The organism is Enterocloster bolteae (assembly GCF_002234575.2).
GTDB lineage: Bacteria > Bacillota > Clostridia > Lachnospirales > Lachnospiraceae > Enterocloster > Enterocloster bolteae.
Genome location: NZ_CP022464.2, coordinates 4,270,877 through 4,293,026 on the forward strand (window position 1 = coordinate 4,270,877; position 22,150 = coordinate 4,293,026).

At 53.3% G+C, this 22,150-nt stretch carries 17 protein-coding genes; all 17 read right to left on the bottom strand.

Annotated elements, in window-relative coordinates; all coding sequences use genetic code 11:
- Window positions 1–43: 43 nt before the first annotated feature.
- Window positions 44–1,735 carry an FAD-dependent oxidoreductase gene (locus CGC65_RS19790; RefSeq protein ID WP_002565125.1) on the bottom strand — a complete coding sequence of 564 codons (1,692 nt, stop codon included), beginning with the start codon at window positions 1,733–1,735 and terminating at the stop codon, window positions 44–46.
- The gene (locus CGC65_RS19795) at window positions 1,732–2,154 is read right to left on the bottom strand and encodes a C-GCAxxG-C-C family (seleno)protein (protein WP_002565126.1); all 423 of its coding nucleotides are present in this window, start codon (window positions 2,152–2,154) and stop codon (window positions 1,732–1,734) included. Before CGC65_RS19795 ends, CGC65_RS19790 begins: the two co-directional genes overlap by 4 nt.
- Before the next feature lie 298 nt (window positions 2,155–2,452).
- Window positions 2,453–3,925: a xylulokinase gene (gene xylB / locus CGC65_RS19800; RefSeq protein ID WP_002565127.1), complete on the bottom strand. Its 1,473-nt coding sequence runs from the start codon at window positions 3,923–3,925 to the stop codon at window positions 2,453–2,455.
- Between the two features lie 20 nt (window positions 3,926–3,945).
- The gene (locus CGC65_RS19805) at window positions 3,946–5,430 is read right to left on the bottom strand and encodes an L-fucose/L-arabinose isomerase family protein (RefSeq protein WP_002565128.1); all 1,485 of its coding nucleotides are present in this window, start codon (window positions 5,428–5,430) and stop codon (window positions 3,946–3,948) included.
- 69 nt (window positions 5,431–5,499) lie between these two features.
- Window positions 5,500–6,123 carry a DUF4867 family protein gene (locus tag CGC65_RS19810; RefSeq protein WP_002565129.1) on the bottom strand — a complete coding sequence of 208 codons (624 nt, stop codon included), beginning with the start codon at window positions 6,121–6,123 and terminating at the stop codon, window positions 5,500–5,502.
- A gap of 135 nt (window positions 6,124–6,258) precedes the next feature.
- Window positions 6,259–7,191 carry an AraC family transcriptional regulator gene (locus CGC65_RS19815; RefSeq protein ID WP_002565130.1) on the bottom strand — a complete coding sequence of 311 codons (933 nt, stop codon included), beginning with the start codon at window positions 7,189–7,191 and terminating at the stop codon, window positions 6,259–6,261.
- A 116-nt stretch (window positions 7,192–7,307) separates the two neighbouring features.
- On the bottom strand, window positions 7,308–8,558 hold the full coding sequence (locus CGC65_RS19820) for a collagen-like domain-containing protein (protein ID WP_002565131.1): 1,251 nt from the start codon (window positions 8,556–8,558) through the stop codon (window positions 7,308–7,310).
- A 137-nt stretch (window positions 8,559–8,695) separates the two neighbouring features.
- Entirely contained in the window at window positions 8,696–9,523 is an 828-nt protein-coding gene (gene amrS / locus CGC65_RS19825; RefSeq protein ID WP_002565132.1) for an AmmeMemoRadiSam system radical SAM enzyme, read from the bottom strand.
- Window positions 9,520–10,926, bottom strand: coding sequence for an AmmeMemoRadiSam system protein A (amrA, locus tag CGC65_RS19830; RefSeq protein ID WP_002565133.1), 1,407 nt, complete (start codon window positions 10,924–10,926; stop codon window positions 9,520–9,522). The genes amrS and amrA overlap by 4 nt, the downstream gene beginning before the upstream one ends.
- Window positions 10,927–11,014: 88 nt before the next feature.
- On the bottom strand, window positions 11,015–12,202 hold the full coding sequence (locus CGC65_RS19835; RefSeq protein ID WP_002565134.1) for an SLC13 family permease: 1,188 nt from the start codon (window positions 12,200–12,202) through the stop codon (window positions 11,015–11,017).
- 185 nt (window positions 12,203–12,387) lie between these two features.
- Window positions 12,388–14,142, bottom strand: coding sequence for an adenine deaminase (locus CGC65_RS19840; protein WP_002565135.1), 1,755 nt, complete (start codon window positions 14,140–14,142; stop codon window positions 12,388–12,390).
- Window positions 14,143–14,168: 26 nt separating this feature from the next.
- Window positions 14,169–15,503 (bottom strand): NCS2 family permease, encoded by a 1,335-nt coding sequence (locus CGC65_RS19845; protein ID WP_002565136.1) that lies wholly within the window; start codon window positions 15,501–15,503, stop codon window positions 14,169–14,171.
- A gap of 227 nt (window positions 15,504–15,730) precedes the next feature.
- Window positions 15,731–16,483: a GntR family transcriptional regulator gene (locus CGC65_RS19850; RefSeq protein ID WP_002565137.1), complete on the bottom strand. Its 753-nt coding sequence runs from the start codon at window positions 16,481–16,483 to the stop codon at window positions 15,731–15,733.
- A 253-nt stretch (window positions 16,484–16,736) separates the two neighbouring features.
- On the bottom strand, window positions 16,737–19,181 hold the full coding sequence (gene larAH6 / locus CGC65_RS19855) for a nickel-dependent malate racemase, LarAH6 family (protein WP_002565138.1): 2,445 nt from the start codon (window positions 19,179–19,181) through the stop codon (window positions 16,737–16,739).
- Window positions 19,171–19,686 (bottom strand): LeuD/DmdB family oxidoreductase small subunit, encoded by a 516-nt coding sequence (locus tag CGC65_RS19860; RefSeq protein WP_002565139.1) that lies wholly within the window; start codon window positions 19,684–19,686, stop codon window positions 19,171–19,173. Before CGC65_RS19860 ends, larAH6 begins: the two co-directional genes overlap by 11 nt.
- Window positions 19,687–19,690: 4 nt before the next feature.
- The gene (locus CGC65_RS19865; RefSeq protein WP_002565140.1) at window positions 19,691–20,989 is read right to left on the bottom strand and encodes a 3-isopropylmalate dehydratase large subunit; all 1,299 of its coding nucleotides are present in this window, start codon (window positions 20,987–20,989) and stop codon (window positions 19,691–19,693) included.
- A 38-nt stretch (window positions 20,990–21,027) separates the two neighbouring features.
- Complete coding sequence (locus CGC65_RS19870) at window positions 21,028–22,122, bottom strand: mandelate racemase/muconate lactonizing enzyme family protein (protein ID WP_002565141.1); 1,095 nt, start codon at window positions 22,120–22,122, stop codon at window positions 21,028–21,030.
- Window positions 22,123–22,150 lie beyond the last annotated feature (28 nt).

Genomic DNA, 22,150 nt, shown 5'->3' on the forward strand with positions numbered 1-22,150 from the left:
CGGCTGTCCGCCGGTTCTCTGCCTCCGGAATTCTCCGGAAAAATCACTTGAAATTATACTCAGTTACAATCTTCTCACGCCCGGTGGTCACATCTGTAAAATACTCATACAGGCAGATTCCCAGGTAAGAACCCGATATATTCCACACATTCCTGTACCCCCGGTTCACAAGGGCCATACACGCATTATAGCTTCTCTGGCTGGAGCGGCAGTGGAGATACACAGGGCGATCCCTGGGTATCTCATCCAGACGGTCCCGAAGCTCCGACAATGGGATATTGACGGATGTCTTTAAATGGCCCAGGCCGTACTCATTCTTTTCGCGCACATCTATAATGCACGCGCCTGTCTCCACCAGCTCCCGCACCTTCGTCACAGGCACCTGCCTCACTCTTCCATAGAGCAGGTTCAGGGCCGCCAGGGCTGCCTGGTTTACCACATCCTTGGCAGTGCCGAATACCGGGGAATAACACAGCTCCAGCTCCTTCAAATCCTCCAGGGTGCCTCCCATGGAAATCATGGCCGCAATGACATCTATCCTCTTATCCGCATTTCCCCGTCCAATGGCCTGGGCTCCCAGAATCTTTCCTGTGGGATATTCATAAACCAGCTTAAAGTGCAGGGGAGCGCTTCCCGGCATAAGCCCCACCTTGTCCGTGGGTATGATATACACAGAATCATGGGGAATGCCGGCTTCTGCGGCTGCTTTTTCGTTCAGTCCGGTGGCCGCTGCGTTCAGGTCAAAGATACGGACCGCACAGGAACCAATGACCCCCTTGTTATTATGGGGTATGCCGTACATATGGTCTGCCGCTGCCCTGGCCTGTCTCTGGGCCGGTCCCGCCAGAGCCAGTCTGGACGGCTTATGGGTCAGCCGGTTAAACACCTGGATGGCGTCTCCCACCGCATAGATGTCAGGGTCACTGGTCCTGTAATTATGATCCACCTTAATGGCCCCAGTCTCTCCCAGCTCCAGCCCCATATCCTTAGCAAGTCCGGTCTCAGGCGCAACACCGATGGCCAGCACAGTCATCCCTGCCCTGACAGCCTTACCCGAAGCCAGGGTAATGCTGTCTTCCCCGATGGCGCTGACACCGTCATTTACAATTACATCCACTCCATGGTCCAGCAGCTCCTTCTGGAGCATCTGAACCATATCATAATCAAAAGGCGCCATAATCTGGTCCTGGGCCTCAATGACAGATACATGCCTTCCGTCCATGTTCAGATTCTCGGCCACTTCAATGCCGATGAATCCTCCTCCCACCACAGCCACATCCCGGATCTGGCAGTCGGTGACAAATTTCTTCAGGTTCACAATATCCGTCACATTCCTTACAGTGAATACATTGGGCCTGTCCACGCCCTCTATGCTCTTTGGCCGGATGGGACTCGCCCCCGGAGAGAGGACCAAAATATCATACCGCTCCTCATAGACATCCCCGGTACACCCGTTTTTTACCCGGATGGTTTTCTTCTCCCTGTCCACTGACAGCACCTCGCTGTCCGTTCTCGCCTCTATGTCATACTGCTTCTTAAACTTCTCCGGACTCATCATAACCAGGGCATCGCTGTTCTTTACCGTGCCGCTGAGGTAGTAGGGGAGGGCGCAGTTGGAAAATGACACATGATGACCTCTCTCAAACATGATAATTTCAGACCGGGCATCCAGTCTCCTGGCCCTGGCCGCCACAGACGCGCCGCCTGCCACACCGCCAACAATCAATATTCTCATTTGCTCTGTTCCCTTTCTTCTGATATAATTCTCTCAAAACATGCATCCGCAATGTCCGCAGCCATACAAATCATGTCGAGACAGCGGGTATCTTCTTTTTTATAGGTCTTAACCAGCTCACAGCAGGCATCCGAACCAAAACGCTCCACAAATTCCTCCGCAAATGCGGCCACAGCCGGTTTAAGCTCCGGGGTGGCATGAGCCCTCTCATGAATGAGCCGATAGCTGATGGCGGAACATCCTCCGCACAGCGCGCCGCACGCCTTCCCGCATCCCATTCCCCCTCCGAATCCGCCCACCAGCTTTACCGAATCATCCGGTATACCCAGGCAGTATTCATCATTCAGTGCCCGCAGCATGGCTTCCGCACAGTTATTATCCTTTTCGATGAAGTACTCATAAATCCTGTCCCTTGTCATCTTATCTCTCCTGTTCTCTCAGAGTATGATTGATCCATATTATAAATATTAGCACGTTCCAAGCCGTCAATGCAAGTTCTTTGACATTTTCCACTGAAAAGCCCCTTATCCTCATTTTTTCCTCTTCCTCTGGCAGGCATGAGACAGCGGCCCCCCGAATAAGCAGCGGGTGAGAGCCGGGAACGCAGGGCGGATGAGAAGCCCGCCCTGGCTGCGAAAAAGGGAGCCTGGTTTCCAGCGTTCCGGTGCATCCAATCATGATACACCGGAACCTGGAGCACCCGGCTCCCAGTTCGCACTATTCTCCTAAATTCTGGAATACAGCCTTAAGCGCAGGATACATCTGCCTGAACTTGCTGTACTGTTTTTCATATTTCTCCGTCAGTTCCCCATCAGGTTCAATGGTTTCCGTCACTTTCACGATGCTGTCAGCAGCAGTTTTCACATCCGGGTACTCTTTGCAGCCCACGGCCGCCAGTATGGCGCCTCCCAGGGCAGGGCCTTCCTCATTTTCAACCACATCCACCTTTACATTCATGATGTTGGCCACCATCTTCTTCCACAGCGGGCTCTTTGCGCCGCCGCCGCAGATTTTAGTGCGGTCAATGCGGATGCCCAAGCTTCTGGCCACCTCCAGCGAATCCCTGAGTCCGTATACCACGCCTTCCAGCACGGCCTGGGTCATCTCCTCCCTGCTGGTATCCATGGTCATGCCGATAAAACATGCCCTGGCCCTTGGGTCGTTGTGGGGAGAACGCTCTCCCATGAGATAGGGCAGATAGAACACATGGTTCTCACCCAGCTTAACGATTCCCTCCTGTTCCCTGGAAAACTCCTTGGTCTTAAGGATTTCCTCCATCCACCACTTGTTGCAGGAAGCAGCGCTGAGCATACATCCCATGAGATGGAAATGTCCGTCCGCATGGTCAAAGGAATGAAGGGCATTGTTGCAGTCCACCTTAAAGCTCTCACTGGAAATAAAGATGGTTCCGCTGGTACCCAGGGAAATGTTGCAACATCCCTCGCCAACGGTTCCTGTTCCAACAGCGGCAGCGGCATTGTCCCCTGCGCCGGCAATGATTTTTACATCCTGTGAAAATCCCAGCTCCTTAGCCAGTTCCTCCTTCAGATTTCCCACTACCTCATAGCTCTCATACAGATCCGGGAGCTGTTTTCTGGTAATGCCGCACAGCTCCATCATTTCCTCGGACCAGCACTTATGGGCCACATCCAGAAGCAGCATGCCGGATGCATCGGAATAATCCGTACAGAAGCTGCCTGACAGCCTGTAAGCCAGATAATCCTTTGGCAGCATGATCCTGCATATGCGCGCAAAGTTCTCCGGTTCATTTCGCTTCATCCAGAGAATCTTAGGGGCCGTGAAGCCGGTGAAGGCAATGTTGGCCGTGTAAGCGGACAGCTTTTCCTTGCCGATGGTCTGGTTCAGGTAATCTGTCTCCTTCTCGGACCGTCCGTCATTCCAGAGGATGGCCGGGCGGATGACCTCATCCGCCTGATCCAGTGTCACCAGACCGTGCATCTGGCCTCCGAAGCTGATGCCTGCCACCTGTGATTTGTCACACTCCGAGGTCAGCTCCTTCATGCCGTCCATGGAGGCCGTAAACCAGTCCTCCGGGTTCTGTTCCGACCATGCGGGATGGGGGAAATACAGGGGATACTCCCGTGAAACCACCTTGTGGATTCGTCCGCTTCCATCCATTAACAACAATTTTACTGCTGAGGTTCCCAGGTCCACTCCTATGTAAAGCATATCTTTCCCTCCCTGCATTTTTATGCAAATGGATTCTCTGTCTTATATCTTACGCTCTTTGGCTGGTTGTAGCCGATTTCCTCCACATCCACGCCAATGTACTTGAATACCTCAAACAATGCCTTGCCGTAGTTTCCGAAGGCAACAGCCCCGTGGTGCGGATAGTTCTTCTCGATGAGCACATGGCGGTAGAACCTTCCCATCTCCGGAATGGCGAACACGCCGATGGAGCCAAAGGAACGTGTGGCAACCGGAAGCACCTCTCCCTGTGCAATGTAGGCTCTCAGCTTGTTGTCTGCCGTGCTCTGGAGGCGGTAGAAGGTAATGCTGCCCGGCTTGATGTCTCCTTCCAGGGTTCCCTGGGTCACTTCGATTGGAAGAGCCCTGGCCATAATCATCTGGTACTTCATCTCACAGAAGGCCAGCTTTCCGGAAGCAGTGTTTCCGCAGTGGAAGCCCATGAATGTATCCTTAAGTGTGTAATCAAATTTGCCCTTGATATCAGCCTCGTACATATCCTTGGGCACGGTGTTGTTGATGTCCAGAAGAGTAACCGTATCCTGGCTGATAACCGTACCGATGTACTCGCTGAGCGCTCCGTAGATATCAACCTCACAGGACACCGGGATTCCCTGGGCTGTCAGGCGGCTGTTCACATAGCAGGGCACGAAACCGAACTGTGTCTGGAATGCGGGCCAGCATTTTCCAGCAATGGCCACATATTTGCGGTAGCCCTTGTGCTCCTGCACCCAATCCTTTAAGGTCAGCTCGTACTGAGCCAGCTTGGAGAGAATCTCCGGCTTCTTGTTGCCTGCTCCCAGTTCTTCCTCCATCTCCTTTACAATGCCTGGAATCCTCTCATCCCCTGCATGCTTGTTGAAGGCCTCGAACAAATCCAGCTCGGAATTCTCTTCTATCTCCACGCCCAGGTTGTAAAGCTGCTTGATGGGCGCGTTGCAGGCCAGGAAGTTAAGAGGTCTTGGGCCGAAGCTGATGATTTTCAGCTCGCTTAATGCAGCCACTGCGCGGGCGATGGGCACAAACTCATGAATCATGTCAGCACAGTCTTCAGCATCCCCTACCGGATACTCCGGGATATATGCCTTGATGTTGCGCAGCGCCAGGTTGTAGCTGGCATTGAGCATACCGCAGTATGCGTCGCCGCGTCCCTGGCACAGATTATCCCCGGACTCCTCGGCTGCTGCCACGAACATTTTAGGTCCGTCAAAATGCTTTGCCAGCAGGGTCTCTGATATCTCAGGACCAAAGTTGCCCAGGTATACGCACAGGGCGTTGCAGCCTGCTTTCCTGATGTCCTCCAATGCCTGAACCATATGTATCTCGCTCTCCACGATGCATACAGGACATTCGTAAATTTCTGAAGCGTCATATTTAGCCTTGTAGGCTTCCACTAATGCTTTTCTTCTGTTGACAGAAAGAGACTCCGGGAAACAGTCCCTGCTCACTGCCACGATTCCGATTTTTACTTCTGGTGTATTGTTCATTGTACTTTCCTCCTCATACATGATTGATTTTTATTGTTTGCATCTGAAAAACATCCATTATCATCTATATCAGACACTCAGGTTCTCACCCTTAAGGCCGATAAAGGCTCCCTCCGGCAGACCGCCCTGGGCATGGCCGATAAGCCATTTATTCCTGGCAAATAAAAGCCTGTCCTCAGGGTCCTTCACTTCCACCGGCTCCATGTCCAGATTGGTGTCTCTTGGAAGGACAATCACGCACCTGAATCCCTCGTCCTTTACATGGCAGGGCGCATAGTGCAGGGTGGTTGCATATACCTCCACCGCTGTTCCTGCCGGAACCAGAAATGCCTCCATTCTGGATGTGTCGTATGTGTGGTCCTCCTCAATATCCTGCTGTTTTCCCAGTATCAGAATCAGGTCGTCCACAGCAATGTCCACTTCTGAATCCCGGTGGTATTCTACCGCATTCAGTTTCTTGTTATGTCCGTTGCAGCATCCTATCTGGATTGGCATTTGTCCGTAGATTCCATTCTCCAGCTCCTTTGCCGCAGGCAGGGCCTCCATCTCAGGCAGTGAGGGTATGTAAATAACATCCTCTGGTAAAGGCGTTTGCTCCATTGCCTTTAACAGACCGCTGAAATCATAACCTGTGATGACCCTTCCATAGGCTTTAAATGCCGGATCTGTCACCTTCTTGACTGTCATCCCCAATGTTCATACCTCCTTATATCGGGCCGTGCGATTTTCCATCAGCACCAGCCTGTTTTCTCTGGTATCCATTATAATATAAACGGGCAAAAAAAACGTGCTGTTATTTTACGAACTAACAGCACTTTTTTGCGATCTTCATTCCCCCGCCAATGACTTCCCCGCCAATGACTTGCGGTTCCTCTGTTTTTGATTGGCCTGCTTCTGATTCATCTGCTTCTGATTCATCTGCTTCTGATTCACCTGTTTCTGGTTCATCTGCTTACGGTACTGGCTGGGCAGACAGCCGTACCGCTTTTTAAAGGCTTTGGCAAATGCCCTTGCATCGGCAAACCCATGGTCCAGAGCAATGTCCCCCACATAACGGTCCGAATTCAGCAATTCCCGCATGGCATATTTAACCCTCAAATCCATCAGGTATGTGCGGTATCCTGTCTGAGCATATTCCCTGAACATATGGGAGAGATAGGAGGGTGTAAAGCCAAACCTGGACGCAACCATTTCCAGGCTCAGCTCCTTATCATAGTTCTCCTTCATATATTGCGTAACCTGGGACAGCTTATCCAAATGCCGTTTTTGCTGCACCCGGACCTTATCAATCTGCTCAATTCTGAATTCTGTCACAATCAGATAGAGGAACTCCATAAACTGGCTCTTTACCTTCAGGCGATAGCCGAATTCCCCTTTCTCATACGTCCGGTACATGGCAGTGACCAGGGCTACCAGCCTGGCCTTTTGGCTCTCATCCTTATCCGCAAAGGTGATGCGGGACTCATCGCTCATATATCCCTCAAAGGATTTCATTGGGATCTGCAGGACAATGGTAATATTGGGGTCAGGGCATTCAATGGAATGGATTTCATTGGGATTCACTATGACAAAATCATTGGGCTTCAATGTGTATTGCCTGGAATTAATGAAAAAATCCAGTGTTCCCTCCAGCACAAGGAACAGCTCCACTGACTGGTGCCAATGCTTGCTTACCCGGTAATTCCCATCCCTCCCCTCGAATATAAACATCCGAAAAGGAAGATCATCATTGGGAATCACTGTCTCGTATCTGAAATCCATCCTGCACCTCCATTTCCTGCCTGTCATTTACGATTTACAATAATCTCGGCAAACCATATTTAGAAAACCGTCATCCTGTATTCCTGCAAGGCCCCTTTTGCCATATCTGTTATGACTCACACAGGCCTGTTCAGCTTAAAAATCACCATGGTGACTGTCCCTTCCTGTGCCCTTGTATTGCTGTTAAAATACAAGAACAGCGTAGTGGACTGGGGCACTTCCACAATGAGAGAACTGGCTCCAAATGCGCTGCTTCTGGCATTTGCCGTCCAAAAGTATATGCCATATTCAATGTGGGAACTTCCATTGTATACAGGTGTTATCTGCATATAACCGGCATCCGCCAGCATGGATGATACCTGATAGGATATGCAGTAATACCCTGGAGCAAGCGTAATGCGGGTGGAATCTGTCAGGACAATGTTTCCCGTGGTATCCGCGACCCCCACTCCCACTGGTATCCGCTGGGCATTATTCCACACGCCGGCAAACGTGATAAAGGATGCAAACACATCCCCTGCTGCAGGCCCGGTGGCTCCTGTCGTGCCTGTGGCGCCGGCTGGACCGGTGGCTCCTGTTGTGCCAGGGACTCCGGCTGGACCGGTGGCTCCTGTCGTGCCTGTGGCTCCGGCTGGACCGGTCGCTCCTGTCGTGCCAGGGACTCCGGCTGGACCGGTCGCTCCTGTCGTGCCTGTGGCTCCGGTTGGCCCGGTCGCTCCGGTAGCGCCCGTGGCTCCGGCTGGGCCCGTGGCTCCGGCAGAGCCTGGGATTCCGGTCGGTCCGGTTGGTCCCGGATTTCCGGCCGGTCCGGTGGCTCCGGTCGGCCCCGTCTCCCCACGAGGACCGGTTGTCCCCACCGGACCCGGGACTCCTGCTGCCCCTGGTATTCCCCGGGGACCAACAGTACCCGGATTTCCCTGGGGTCCCTGAGGTCCCTGGGGACCGGTAGGCCCTATGACTCCCTGAATCCCCTGGGGGCCCTGGATTCCCATTGGCCCACGTGGACCTGTGGGGCCGGTGACTCCTGCCGGGCCTATTTCCCCTCTGGGACCTTCCGGTCCCATGGCTCCGCGTGGTCCGGTATCTCCCTTGGGGCCCTCAGCGCCGGTATTTCCCTGGAGGCCCGGAGCTCCCTGAGGGCCGGCCGGGCCCTGCGCTCCCGTCACGCCTCTCTCCCCCGGTACACCCTGGGGCCCCTGGGGACCGGTGTCCCCCCTCATTCCCGCAGCTCCTATGGGACCGCGGGGCCCAGCGGGGCCTGTATCTCCCTTGGGGCCTACCGGCCCCGCGGGACCCGGACAGCAGCAGCACTCCTTATACCAGCACCCTGCTCTCTCCCTGAAATCCTCCTCATTGCCATTCCACATGTTAGTTCCCCTTTCTGCACATATTTTGTAATAATACATTACTATCAATATATGCATCAGACCTGCACTGTTTCCGGGGTCTGTAAATCAGGGGACTTCGTATAGTCTGAAAAAACTTTATGCCCGGTGTTTTCTGCTCAGCAGTTACCGGTCCACACATACCTTAAATACTCCCTGGCAGTCTGGACCAGGGCATATACCCTGGCCGCATCTGTTGCGGGTCTGTCATCCATTTTCCAGCGCGGAAAAAACCTGGTTACATGGAGAGGAATCTCCGGGCTCAGGGATGATATCCAGCCCGCCATCTCCCTCATCTCCTCATCCGAGTCATTTTCCCCTGGAACGATAAGCGCGGTCAGCTCCACATGGCATCGGCGGCTGGCACATGTGATAAAATGCTTTACAGTTTCAAGGTCACCGCCCAGCTTCCTGTAATAATTCTCTGTAAATCCTTTTAAATCAATGTTCATGGCATCGGCCACAGGCAGGATTTCATCCAGTACCTGATCGGATACGCTTCCGTTGGTGACAATTACATTTTTCATCCCTGCTTTTCTCGCAAGACGCCCTGTATCCCTGACATACTCCCAGCCCACCAGGGGCTCGTTGTAGGTATAGGCAACACCTATATTTCCGTTTTTCCCAAGCTCTGCAGCCTTTTGGGCCAGCTCCTCAGGACTTACGGTCACGGACTCAAAATCCCCCTCTCCCGCCATGGATATCTTATGATTCTGGCAGAAGGGGCACCGCAGGTTGCATCCAAAGCTTCCCACCGACAATATAACAGAGCCGGGCAGGAACCGTCTTAAAGGCTTTTTCTCTATGGGGTCCAGGGCCATGGACGTGATTTTCCCGTAATTAACAGGAATCACTGCGCCGCCTGTATTCTTCCTGGCCCGGCACATGCCGGTCTGCCCTTCTTCCAGGCTGCACCGGTTCATGCATCCCCCGCACACAGCCCTCATGACTTTGCACCATGACGGATAACCTCAAAACGTTCCAGCTGCACATCCGTCTCATCCTCACCTATCCCCGCCTTTTGCCTGGCGATGGACAATTGTTCCCTCACCGTGTCCACTCCCTCCAGATTTGGAAGCAGCAGTCCCCTTTTTCTGCCCTTGGTGACAATGACGCCGTAACGCAGCGGGTCCAGCTGGTCCTCACCCTGAATCTGCTCTGTCTCCCCCAGCACATCCACGCTGTATTCAAGGAAAGACAGTTCCTCCCTGCGGACAGACGGGAATCTGGGGTCATGGATGCCTGCACTCACTGCGTTCTGTATGATTTCCTCCGCAATATTCCTGCAAACCGGCTCTATCGTCCCGATGCAGCCCCGCAAAGCGCCGCCCTTGCGGACAGATACAAACACTCCCGCCCTTGTCTGAAGCATTTCCTCCGGCAGGCCTTCCTCTGCCCTGCCAAAGGGAATCATCCTTCCCTCATGCACATAATACTCCAGCGACCGGCGTGCAAGAGACACATATTCATCCTCCTCCATCTGCCGTTTTTTACATGTTTCCCTCTGGCAGCTCTCATATAAGTCCAGGAATCCGCGCCTGCCGTCATCCCCTGTGACCCGGAACGTGCAAATCCCATAGCCCACCCCAAAGGGCCCTTCATAGGTGAGGCGCCTGGGCATAACTGCCTTTTTATCCATGGCTCCCGCCATCATGACAAAGCTGCGGTGGCCGCATTCTCCTGCCTTTTCGCAGAAGTCTTCCGGAAAAGCCAGCAGCTCCCCAAATTCCGCTTTTCCCATGACATCCATGATCCGCTCATCATATTCCGGCCCCTGGACACTGTACCCATAAGGCCCGTCCCCTCTCAATTTATGGGACAAATCCCCGCTGGCCACAATGAATACACTGCGCCCCAGATTCTCTGCCGCCCTGGCAATGTAGCGTCCTGCCCGGTAATGGTCGGCAAAGGACAGTCCGGATCCGCCGATCCGCACCAGCTTATAATCCCTGTAATGCTGGTTAATAAAATACAGCGGGACAAGAGTCCCATGGTCCAGCTCCTTTTCCCTCTCCCCCTCTGTACCCATAGGAAAACCGTCATCCCCGCAGAGTCTGTCCAGTTCCCTTACAAAGGCTTCGTCGTATCCGGCTTCTACCCCTATCTGAGGAGCCATAAACCGGCCAAAGTCTCCCCTGGCTTCCTTTCCCGGCGATACATGAAAATAGTCCGCATACATCACTGCATGGGGCGAAATCACCACAATGGTGTCCGGCTTCAGCTCTGCTGCCATCCCGGCCGCCTCCTGGTATGCTTTAATAGTATCCTTAATCAGAATCTCCTGCCCTCTTCCCACATCCGGCACAATCAAAGGCGGATGGGGCACCATGATCCCCGCAGCCACAGCCATAATACCGCTCCTTTCCGTCCGGTGCGTTCCACCGCACCCTGCGATCTTTAACAAGCTCTGGTTTAAGTATAGCATTGGAAATCCTATTTTAAAAGGGGATAACCCACAAAGAAAGCACAAGAAGCACTGCCAGGAACAGCAGGTTAACCACGGTAAACCATCCCAGATACCGGCCTTTTTCCATGGGATACATGCGGGCGATATGCTTATAAGAAATAAGGCTCGCCATGGAGGCAATGAGGGTTCCCAGCCCTCCCAGATTCGTCCCCACAATTAAGGCACTGTAGTCCCCGGAAAATCCGGACAGCAAAAGGGCGGCAGGCACATTGCTGATAATCTGGCTGGCGCCCACACAGGTGATGATTTCCCGGCCCTCCAGAATCCGGCCCAGGAACCGGCAGAAAGCCGGCACCCTTCCCATATTGCCGATAAATACAAAAAATGCGCAGAACGTCAGGAGGAGGGAATAATCCACTGCCAGAAACAGGCTCCTGTCGGCAATCCACACCCCTGTTATCACAACGGCCAGCAGAAGCTGCCACGGAAGAATGCGGGCCACACACCCCAGGCTGAGCAGAAAGAGGAACAGATACAGGCCTAACCGGCCTAAGTAAATCCTCTTTCCTGACGCCTCCATACCCGCTGCTTCCTGTGAAAATCCGGGAAACCCGCTGACCATAGGCCCCTGTCCCCTGCCGTTCCTCTCTTTTCCCGGCATTCTGTTTCCTGCAGCCACTACGGCCAGACAAAGGACCAGCATCCCAAAGGATACCGCTGTGTAGGGAGCCATCAGCTCCATAAAACGGCCTGCGTTTAAACCGGCTTTTGAATACAGATAAAGGTTCTGGGGATTGCCGACGGGCGTCAGCATGCTTCCCAGATTGGCCGCAATGGTCTGGAGCACCACCACAGGCAGCACTAACGGTTCCATGCCGGCCATCTTAAGGACCGCGATGGCAAAGGGAACAAACGTAATCAACGCCACATCATTGGTAATCGCCATGCTGAAGAAAAAACACAGGAACACCAGTACGGCCGACACAGCCCCCGGACCCTTTACATAACCTAACAGCCGCTCCCCTGCCTTTTTAAACACTCCCAGGCTTTGAAGTCCGGCCATCACGGTCATCAGACAAAACAGAAGGCCAATTGTCTTATAATCAATGTAAGACCCATATTCCCTGTCCGGCCTTATGACCATGGCAGACAGAATCGCCAATATAACAGCAGCGCTCAGAACTGTTTCCCTTTTGACAAACCCTTTAACCTTATTCATCCTTCATTCCCCGCTTTTACGTTCATAATCTCACGACTGCTTACTATACCATCGAAAAGCCCGGGAATCAATACAAAATCTTTAAAACTTCAGATCCCTCCCCCGTTGATGCATACTCTGTCCTCCTCCCCCCGTTTCATCCGTCATTACCTGACAGTATCGTACACTGCCTGTAACCGCTATGATTACCGGAAAACAGGCATAAATGTCTGGGACTGTCCGTCCAGCACGCCCTTATCCGTCATAATGGCTCCCGGCAGGGCAGCCAGGGCAAAGGTGGACATCTTAAGCAGCGAGCTCTTTCCCGCGCAAAGGTCATACACTGCTTTTTCCACCTGTTCCACCTGCGGGGCCAGGCTGTCAACAGACAGCTGGGACATCAGCCCGGCAGCCGGAAGGGCCAGGCTTGCCAGCACCTTTCCATTGAGAACCACAGCTATGCCCCCTCCGCTTCTCTTTAAGGTCTCCGCCGCAATCCATGCATCCTCCGGGTCCCGGTATATCATGGTCAGGTTATGGCAGTCATGGGATACCGTGGTGGCAATGGCTCCTTCCGTAATTCCAAAATTCCGGATGGGAACAACGGTCCTCTGGTTCAGTCCGTGCCGGTTGCACACACATGCCATAGCCAGATTCGGATCTTGCCTGATGCAGATGTATCCGTCCTCAACAGGCAGCGTCTCATAAAAGGCCTTATTGAAGGGTCCGTCATACTTGCTGTATATCACCAGCGTCTCTCCCTGGGAAGCAGGCGCTTTCAGCCTGAAATCCCCGGGGCCGGACAGATAGGACAGTTTCATGGTATTGGTGAACTTGAGTCCTCCGTCGTAGGGACTTCCCAGATACCTTCCCTCTTCAGCCACAAGTTTCCCCCTGCAGAACACATGGCTGGGCCGGCGGCCGTCCAGGGCATCCACCAGCTGCATATCCGCCACATAACCCGGGGCAATCGCTCCAAGGTCATCAAACCCATACTCTCTGGCAGCGTTATAGCTGGCATAACGGATGGCGTCTAATGGATGGGCACCATAGCCTATGGCCTTTTGGACCACCCGGTTCAGATGTCCTTCTCTGTAAATCACCCCTGCGTGGACATCATCTGTGCACAGGGAAACACTGTCATGCCAGCGATGGTCCCTGATTCCCTCCAGTGCATCCGGCAGATGGTTGGAAAGAGAGCTGGTCTTAAGGTTTACATGCATGCCCTGCCTGACTTTCTCCCTGCACTCCCGGGCACTGCGGCATTCATGGTCGCTCTCCGGTCCTGCCAGCAAGTAGGCTGCAAGGGCATCTCCCTCCAGGCGGGGGGCATGGCCCTGCAGATACAGATTCCGTTTCAGCCCCTGGGATATGATGCGGCTCATTCTTTCATCCCCCCTGCATACATCCACATAATTCATGATTTCCGCGATTCCCAGCACCTCCGGCAGTTCCAGAAGGCGGGCAATTTCCTCCTCGCCGAATACAGCCCCGCTGTTCTCCGCTCCAGGCACAGAGGGTACACAGGAGGGAGCCAGCGCAAACTGGCGCAGGGGTGTTTTCTTTGCGTTGTCCAGCATGAAGCTGACCCCTTCAATCCCCAGCACATTTGCAATCTCATGAGGATCCATGACAATGGTAGTGGTCCCCCAGGGAAGTACGGCCCTTCCGAAATTCTCCGGAATCATCATGGTACTTTCCACATGAAGATGGGAGTCAATAAACCCCGGTATCAGGTAACGTCCTCCCCCGTCAAAAATCCGTTCCGAAGGCAGGGCCGGACATTCATTGTCTGTGCGCACCCGCACAATGATGCCGTCCAGTATATCTACCTGGGCCGGGTAAACCTCCCCGGAAAACATGTTGACCAGCTGTATATTGCAGACAGTCAGGTCACAGGGGATTTCTCCCATAGCTGCCCTGACCATTTTTCCACGGTCCATCCACACTGCTATTTTCATACGATTTCCTCCTCCTCGGAAACAGATTAGATAAAAAACTGAATACAGGTCAACAGGGTAAATATAATGGTGAAAGGAGATGGAAGCTTATCCATTCCCCGCTCATCCGTAAACAGGTAGTACGCACTCTTCACACCACAGTAAGTCAGAAGGCCGATGCCAATGCCCTGAGATATCCCATAAAACAAAGTGGATATAATCAGCATTCCTACCGGAACCCACTCCTCAATCCCAAAGTCAATGGATTTAAGTCCCTGCATCATGACAAATCCGATAATGAGAAGTACCGGCGTGGTGGCTGCAGTGGGTATCATCAAAAACAGAGGGGCGAATAACACGGCCAGCAGAAAAAACAGCCCGGTAACCACGGAGGCCAGTCCGGTCCTTCCCCCCACCTCAATACCTGACGCACTTTCCACATAGCTTGTGACCACAGTCACTCCCATGCAGGTCCCTACAACGGACCCGATGGCATCCACCAGGAAGATCTTGCCGATAATAGGGAAATTTCCGTTTTCATCCAGCATGCCCATCTGCTGCCCCAGCCCCAGGGCAGTAGCCAGCGTCCCAAAGAAATCGCTTACAAAAAAAGCCAGTACAAAAGCAATGTACTCCGGTCTCAAAGCTCCCAGCACATCTGCTTTAAAAGCAATATTGCCCAGGGATGCAACACCTCCCGATGTGAATATGGATGAGGGTACCTGGACCACTCCCATGGGAATGCCAATCACAGTAGTGACAACAATGGCAATCAGCAGTGAGCTTCTGATTCTGTACTCTCTTCCTCCCGTCTTAATGCGGAGGAAATACAGTATGAAACATATGACAATACTGACGGCTGACAGAAGCACCGAAGGATCGGAGAAATCCCCGAATCCCCGGAAATCCGGATTCACCAGCCTGGCATTGACCAGGGCCGTGCGGATGATAAAAATACCCAGCCCTGCACTAATGCCAATCTTGATATTTTTAGGGATCAGCTCCACTATCTTTTCCCGAATCTTAAACAGGCTCAGCACCAGGAACAATATAGCAGAAATCATGGACATGCCAAGACCCACCTTCCAGTCAGCCAATCCCGGCACTACGATAGAATAAGTAAGCACAATGCCGGACGCAATCCCGGGAGCCAGAGCAATAGGCATGTTGGCCGCCACCCCCATCAGCATGGTGATAAACGCGGAAACCAGCGCTGTGGCAATCAGTATTCCCACTGTGTCCATCCCCGTATCCCGCATGTTTACCGGCTGCAGGATAATGATGTAGGCCATGGTGGCAAAGGTGGTCATCCCGGCCAGCACCTCAGTCCTGACGCTGGACCCCCGCTCCCTGATTTTAAAATGTTTTTCCAATGTGTTCATAGCTTCCTCCTTTGTATTTTTATTATTTAAGTTTAAAGTTAAATCGAAATAAAACCCCTTTTTTGTGTAAATCAGTACTATGATATTATGGTAATACCTTGTTGACAGCATGCTTTTATCTGTGCATACAGGTTGATAGGAGGCTGTGGAAAAATTCATTCCTGTCACATGCAGCCGTCATCACAGGAATGAATCTTTATAACTTACCCTCTCACAGGCCCTATGGATTACCCTTCCGCATGACGCAGGAGATTAAAACGGATGTGGCTGGTATCATAGAGAGCCACCCCGTGTATGACAGGCTCACTGTTCTGGTCGTATCCCACTGCCTGAATCATAAGCACAGAAGCTGCCTTAAGGGGACAGGGATGTCCCAGCATCTCTCCCGCCTCCTGCGCTGACAGGGAACTGACTTCTATCCAGTCCCGCACCACCATGCGGCCGGTATATTCCTGGATTACCTCAAAATTAGACTTTTCCTGCCAGTCCGTCCGGGCAGGTGTTTCTGAAAACAGATGGAGGGGAATACGCCCTACACTGACAATGGCCGGAATATCGTCTGCCAGATACAGCTTCTCCACCCGTATACCCCTGCCTCCCTTTCCGGTGCCAAGGTGTTCCCCAACGGAGGCCGGTATCCTCTCCTCGTCCACGGAAACCAGCCTGCACTCAGGCCGGTATCCGTTTCCGCTGATAACCGAACCGAATTCAAGCATGCCGGACAGATTCACCTTCACCTGCCTGGCAGCGGGATTCACAAATGTTCCCCTGCCGTGAATGCGCAGAAGCAGCCCCTCCTGCTCCAGGTCCGTCAGGGCCTTGCGTATGGTAATACGGCTGACCGCCAGCTGTCTGGCCAGTTCCTCCTCCGGCGGCAGTTTCCCCGCCTCATTAAAGGCTTTCTCTGATATCAGTTTTCGCAGCGAATCTTTCACACTGTCACTCAATGTCTTTTTTCGGATGGGTGCTATTGAAGGCATATTCTGTTTCCTTTCTATATCCGGCTTCACAATCTGCGGGCTTTTCCGTATGGCATTATAGTATCATGGTAATACCTTTATGCCCAGTCTATCATATCTGTTTTTTCTTGCATATGGATACTTTATACGAAATTTCCTTCACAACTTCAATAGATTACACAAAAAACAGGCAGCGGCATTCTGCTTCAAATGCCCCGCCTGTTTCAAATGCCCTGCCTGTTTCAAATGCCCTGCCTGTTCACATTCCTGTCTGCTAATCCTTCCTCCCATCGGTTTCGCCATTCCCGTCTCCGGACAGTACCGGCAAAGTGGAACCGCCGTAGGGCATCACAATCACCCTGGCCCCCGGTCCCATCTCCTTTACCGCCGCGTCATATGCCTCCTGCACATGGTCAAAAGGCTCCATGAAAATATCGCGCACCAGTTCCCTGTCAATGCCTGACACCAGAAATATCCTGGCCCGTTTTAACGCTCTGGCAAAGGAAGCAGCCTTGTGTCCGCCAATCTGGAAATCCCTCTGTATCCGTTTTAGTATGCTGTCCAGGTCCTCTGCCTCCAGCATCCACTGCTCAAACACAGCTCCCCCCAATCCTTCCGGACAGGCGCCCGCCAGAATGATGATGCCTCCCTGACGTACTGCCTGCTCCGCATTGGCCAGGGCCTTCTGTGTCTGATACAGGTTCAGATCCTTTGGAGCCCCTCCCTGGGATACAATCACGATATCTGCCAGCTCATTGATCTCCATACGGTAAAACCCGTCCAGGAACCTGCATCCCTGTCTGTGGGCCTCCTTAAGCTCACCTGCCACAGCGTGAATCACATTTTTATGCTCGTCCAGAACCACGTTCAAAAGGAAATCCACGCCGCAGATACCTGCCGCCTCTTCCAGGTCCTCCCGCACCGGATTCCCTTCAAGGGTTCCCGCCTTTGCCATGGGGTGAATCATCCTGCTGTGGTTTTTCCGAATGGCCTGCATGGTGGAAACGCCCGGCATGATTGCCTTTGCTCCGCCCGAATAACCGGCAAAAAAATGGTATTCAATATTGCCCAGACATATTCTCAGGTCAGCATGCGCCACCTTATCCGCTATGTCCACCGGTGTGCCGGCCTTTGTCTCTCCCATATGAATAAAGCTGCATTCGGACGAGTCCATGCATCTGCAAGTATTATATACTTCGTCCCCCGCCAGATGCCGCATCTCCTCTGACGTATGTCTCCTGTGGGTCCCCATGGCAAACACCACAGTGATATGGGAGCGGCTGACTCCGGCCTTTTCCAGCCGTTTCAACACATGGGGAAGCACCCTCCAGGAAGGCATGGGACGGGTGATGTCACTTGTAATGATGACCACATCCTTTTTCCCTGATGCCATCTTTTCAAGCCGTTCTGTGCCTATGGGGGAATCCAGAGCCCTCTCAATAATCTCTTCCTCCGGCGCTCTCATCTCTTTTTTATGGGGAGTCAGGATATGGGCAATGGCGTCTCTGGGGATTTTTACCTTTTCCGTGCCTGTACCATAACCAAGCTCTATCTCCTCCACAGCCCTGTGCCGCAGCTCATACACATCGTTTAGCTTTACCATCCCTGTTACCTCCGTATCCTGTATACTTCTTCTGCGGACCTCCCACTGGCTGTAAGCCAGCATAAAGGCAGCCGCGCCCTTTTGCTCATCTGAGACAACTGCTTCTCCCAGATAATAAGAAACACTTCCATCCCGTTCCGGCCGGTCAGCCGGTCCCAGGCCTGCGCCTGCGCAGGTTCCCTCCAGGTGGAGGCATCCGTTTCTGAGCTTCAGCTTCTCTGTCTCCAGAGCCATCATGATAAGGTCCGCCCGCTGGACTGTCTGCCTGTTAAATATTCCCATCTCATATCCCTTATAAATGGAATACGCTGCCATGGCCGAGGCAGACGTCTCCAGATAATTGCCCGGTGTCTTTCCCAGGGCCGTCAGCTGGAAAAACAGACCGCTTTCCTGGTCCTGATACCGGAGCATTCCCTCCATGGCTTCCTTCCACAAACCGGCCAGGTACTGCCAGTCCTCTGACCCCCTTGGCAATATGGAACAGCAGTCTGCCAGTGCCATCAGATACCAGCCCTCTGCCCTTGACCAGAAATTCGGGGAACGCCCCGTCTCAGGGTCGGCCCAGAACTGGCATTTTCCCTCATCATATGCGTGGATATACAGGCTGGCTGACTCATCGTACAGGAACCGCCTGGCGTTTTCAAACTGCTTTATGATGTCTGCGCAGTTCTTTTTATCCCCCAGCTCCATCTCATACTGAAGGTAAAAGGGCGCCGCCATATAAAGGCCGTCCAGCCATATCTGGCGGGGATATATCTTCTTATGCCAGAAACTTCCGGATTCTGTCCTGGGCTGACGCCGCAATTGCTCCATAAGCTGCTTTGCTGCCAGCCGGTACTTCTCCTGCCCTGTCTCTCGATACAGAAAGAGCAGGCCGCGGCCGGACGGAATCTTGTCCAGACTGTACTCCTCCCGGTCATACCACCGTATCCTGCCGTCAGGGCATATGTACCGGTCCAGAAACACCCTTACCGCCTCTGCATAGCGTTTCCTGCCTGTGGCCTTATACATGGCCTCCAGGCCAGTGAGGACACAGCCGTCCTCATAGTTCCAGAACTTCCTGTCCAGTTTCATGAACTCTTCTGCATACTGACTGATATATCGTTCAGCTGTCATGGCCCTCCTCTTTTATCCGCTTGATAAACAATGGCTTGATGCCTCCTGCTTCCAGAATGGACATGGCGTATTCCCCGATTGTTTCACACTGGTGCTGTTCCCCTGTATCCAGATTCTTAAGTACCCCTGCCGTCATATTGATTTCCAGGTTCTGGCCGCTCTCCACCTTTCCTCCGATACCCTTGCACACCAGCAGCGGAAGGCCCAGATTGATGGCGTTGCGGTAAAAAATCCTTGCAAAGGATTCGGCCACCACCGCCCCTGCTCCCATGTTAAGCAGGGCAATGGCTGCATGCTCCCTGCTGGATCCGCACCCGAAATTAGTGCCCGCCACAATGATTCCTCCCTTTGGAAAATTTCGGGCAATCCCCTCATCCACGCCTTCCAGGCAGTGGCTGCCGATTTCCTCCGGATTGGTAAGGGCCAGGTAACGGCCAGGATAAATCTGGTCCGTATCAATGTTATTTCCCAGGGCCAGGGCCTGGCCTGCAAATTTTTCCTTCATTTTCTCACTCCCCTTTCCCGGTTGCTTCTGTTTCCCGTCTCTCTGCCTGCCCCTGATTTTCCCAGGACGGATCGGTCAGATATCCGGTCAGCGCAGACATGGCCACGGTAGCTGGCGACGCCAGATATACGGCGGAATCCCTGCTCCCCATCCTGCCCGGAAAATTCCGGTTGGAGGTGGTAACGCACACCTCTCCTGCGGCCAGGACTCCCTGGTGGGCGCTGAGACAGGGACCGCATCCAGGCGCGGATATGGTGGCTCCCGCGTCTATGAGGGTGTCCAGGAAGCCCTTTGCAATACATTCTTTAAGTACTTCAGCGGATGCCGGAATCACAACCATACGGACATGGGGGGCAATTGTGCGCCCCTTCAGTATGCGGGCAGCCTCTCCTATATCCTCCACACGTCCGCCGGTACATGCTCCCACAAATGCCTGGTCAATGCGGACCCTGCCCGCCAGGGCCACCGCACCCACATTATCCACGCTGGAGGGCATGGAAACCTGGGGCTTCAGTCCGCTTATATCAAAGACATAGGTTTCCTCATATTCAAAATCACCGTCCGTCTGCTCCACCGTAAACGGGCGGCTGGTCCGGCCTGCCACATAGTCCAAAACCGCCTGGTTGGGCTCCATGTAAGCTGTCTTTGCCCCCATTTCAACCGCCATGTTGCAGAGCACCATGCGCCCAGCCACATCCAGCTGTTCCACATAGGAGCCGGTGAACTCGATAGCCTTATACACTGCCCCATCCGCCTTCATTTTCCCTATGATATACAAAATCACGTCCTTTGGAAGCACATGGCTTCCCGGCATGCCTTCCAGGTGTATCCGTATGATTTCCGGCACCCTGAACCAGAGTTTTCCGGTTATCAGGACCGTGGCCATATCCGTGGCCCCAATGCCTGTTCCCAGGCATCCGAACGCGCCGTGGGTGGTGGTATGGGAATCGGTTGCCACCAGAATCATGCCGGGATACACCAGGCCCGCCTCAGGCATAACCTGATGGCAGATACCCGCGTTGATGTCAAAATGATGGGTAAGTCCCTGCTCCTGCCTGAACAGGCGCATCTCCCTGTGGTTGCGGGACGCCTCAATGGTGGGGGAGGGCGCATAGTGGTCAAACACAAAGGCCGCCTTGTCCCTGTCCCATACCTTCTCGCCTCCCATCTCCCGGAAGGAATAGATGGTCTGGAGATACAGGTCGTTAATCTCCGCAAAATCAATGTCGGCCGTTATGATTTCCCCGCTGACCACCCGGTCACGGCCGCTGTGCTTTGCCAATATCTTCTCTATCGCATGCATATCCTTTTCTCCTGTCCTGCTTTTTTCTCCTGTCCTGCTTATATGATTCTGAATCTGTCCAACACACTGTAGTCAGGCTCAAAGCCGATTCCCGGACGTTCCGGGGCCGGCAGCCTCCCCTCCCTGTCAATCTCCAGGGAGTCATTGAACGCATTTTGCCACACCTCATCGTATGCCGGAGGATAATACTCAATATAGGACACATTGCCCACTGCCGCTCCCAGGGAAATATTGATGGTCTGGTCCCCATGGGGCGCCAGCTCCAGACAGTGGGCCTGGGACAGGGCTGCTGTCTTTAAGAACTCCGTGACGCCGCCCATGAGGAAAGGCGCCGGGTTTAAGATTGGAACAGCTCCGGTGTCAATCAGCTCCTTAAAGCCCCATTTGGTATACTCATTCTCCCCGGCCGCCAGGGGAATCACTGTCTTGTCCGCCAGCCTTTTCATCCCGCCGTAATCATGGGGCGCCACCGGTTCCTCCAGACAGTAGATATCGTATTCCTCCACCAGCCCGGCAAACTGGACTGCCCTGTGGCTGGAATACGCACAGTTGGCATCCAGCATGAGCAGGGCCCGGGGGCCTATGGCTTCCCGCACAGCCTTTACCCTGGCAGCATCTTCACGGATGCTCAGGGCACCCACCTTCATCTTGACGCCTGAGACCCCCTGTTCCATATAACCCTCCATCTCTCTCTGGAGATCCGCGATTCCTTTTCCAGGTTCATAATATCCGCCGGCAATATAAACAGGCACGCTCCTTCTGTATTCCCCCAAGAGCCGGTACAGCGGCAGTCCCAGTGACTTGGCCTTGATATCCCAAAGGGCCATGTCAATACCGCTGATCGTTCTGGTGCTGATTCCCTTGCGCCCTGTAAGCTTAGGCACATAGAGTCTATCCCAAAGCCACTCCGTGCGCATAGGATCCTGTCCAATCAACCGGTCTTTCAGCTCATCCACCATCATGAAAGGATTTATGCCCAGTACCGGACCGGAAAGGCCGTATCCTGTAATTTCCTGGTCTGTCTCCACTGTGATAACCGCCAGGCCGCAGTGGGTGTAGGTATGCATTCCGTTGGTGATGGGACGGCTTTTCTCCCATCTGAAATATTCCTGTCTTACATCTGTTATCTTCATATGATGTCCTTTACAAAAGGGAATGCCG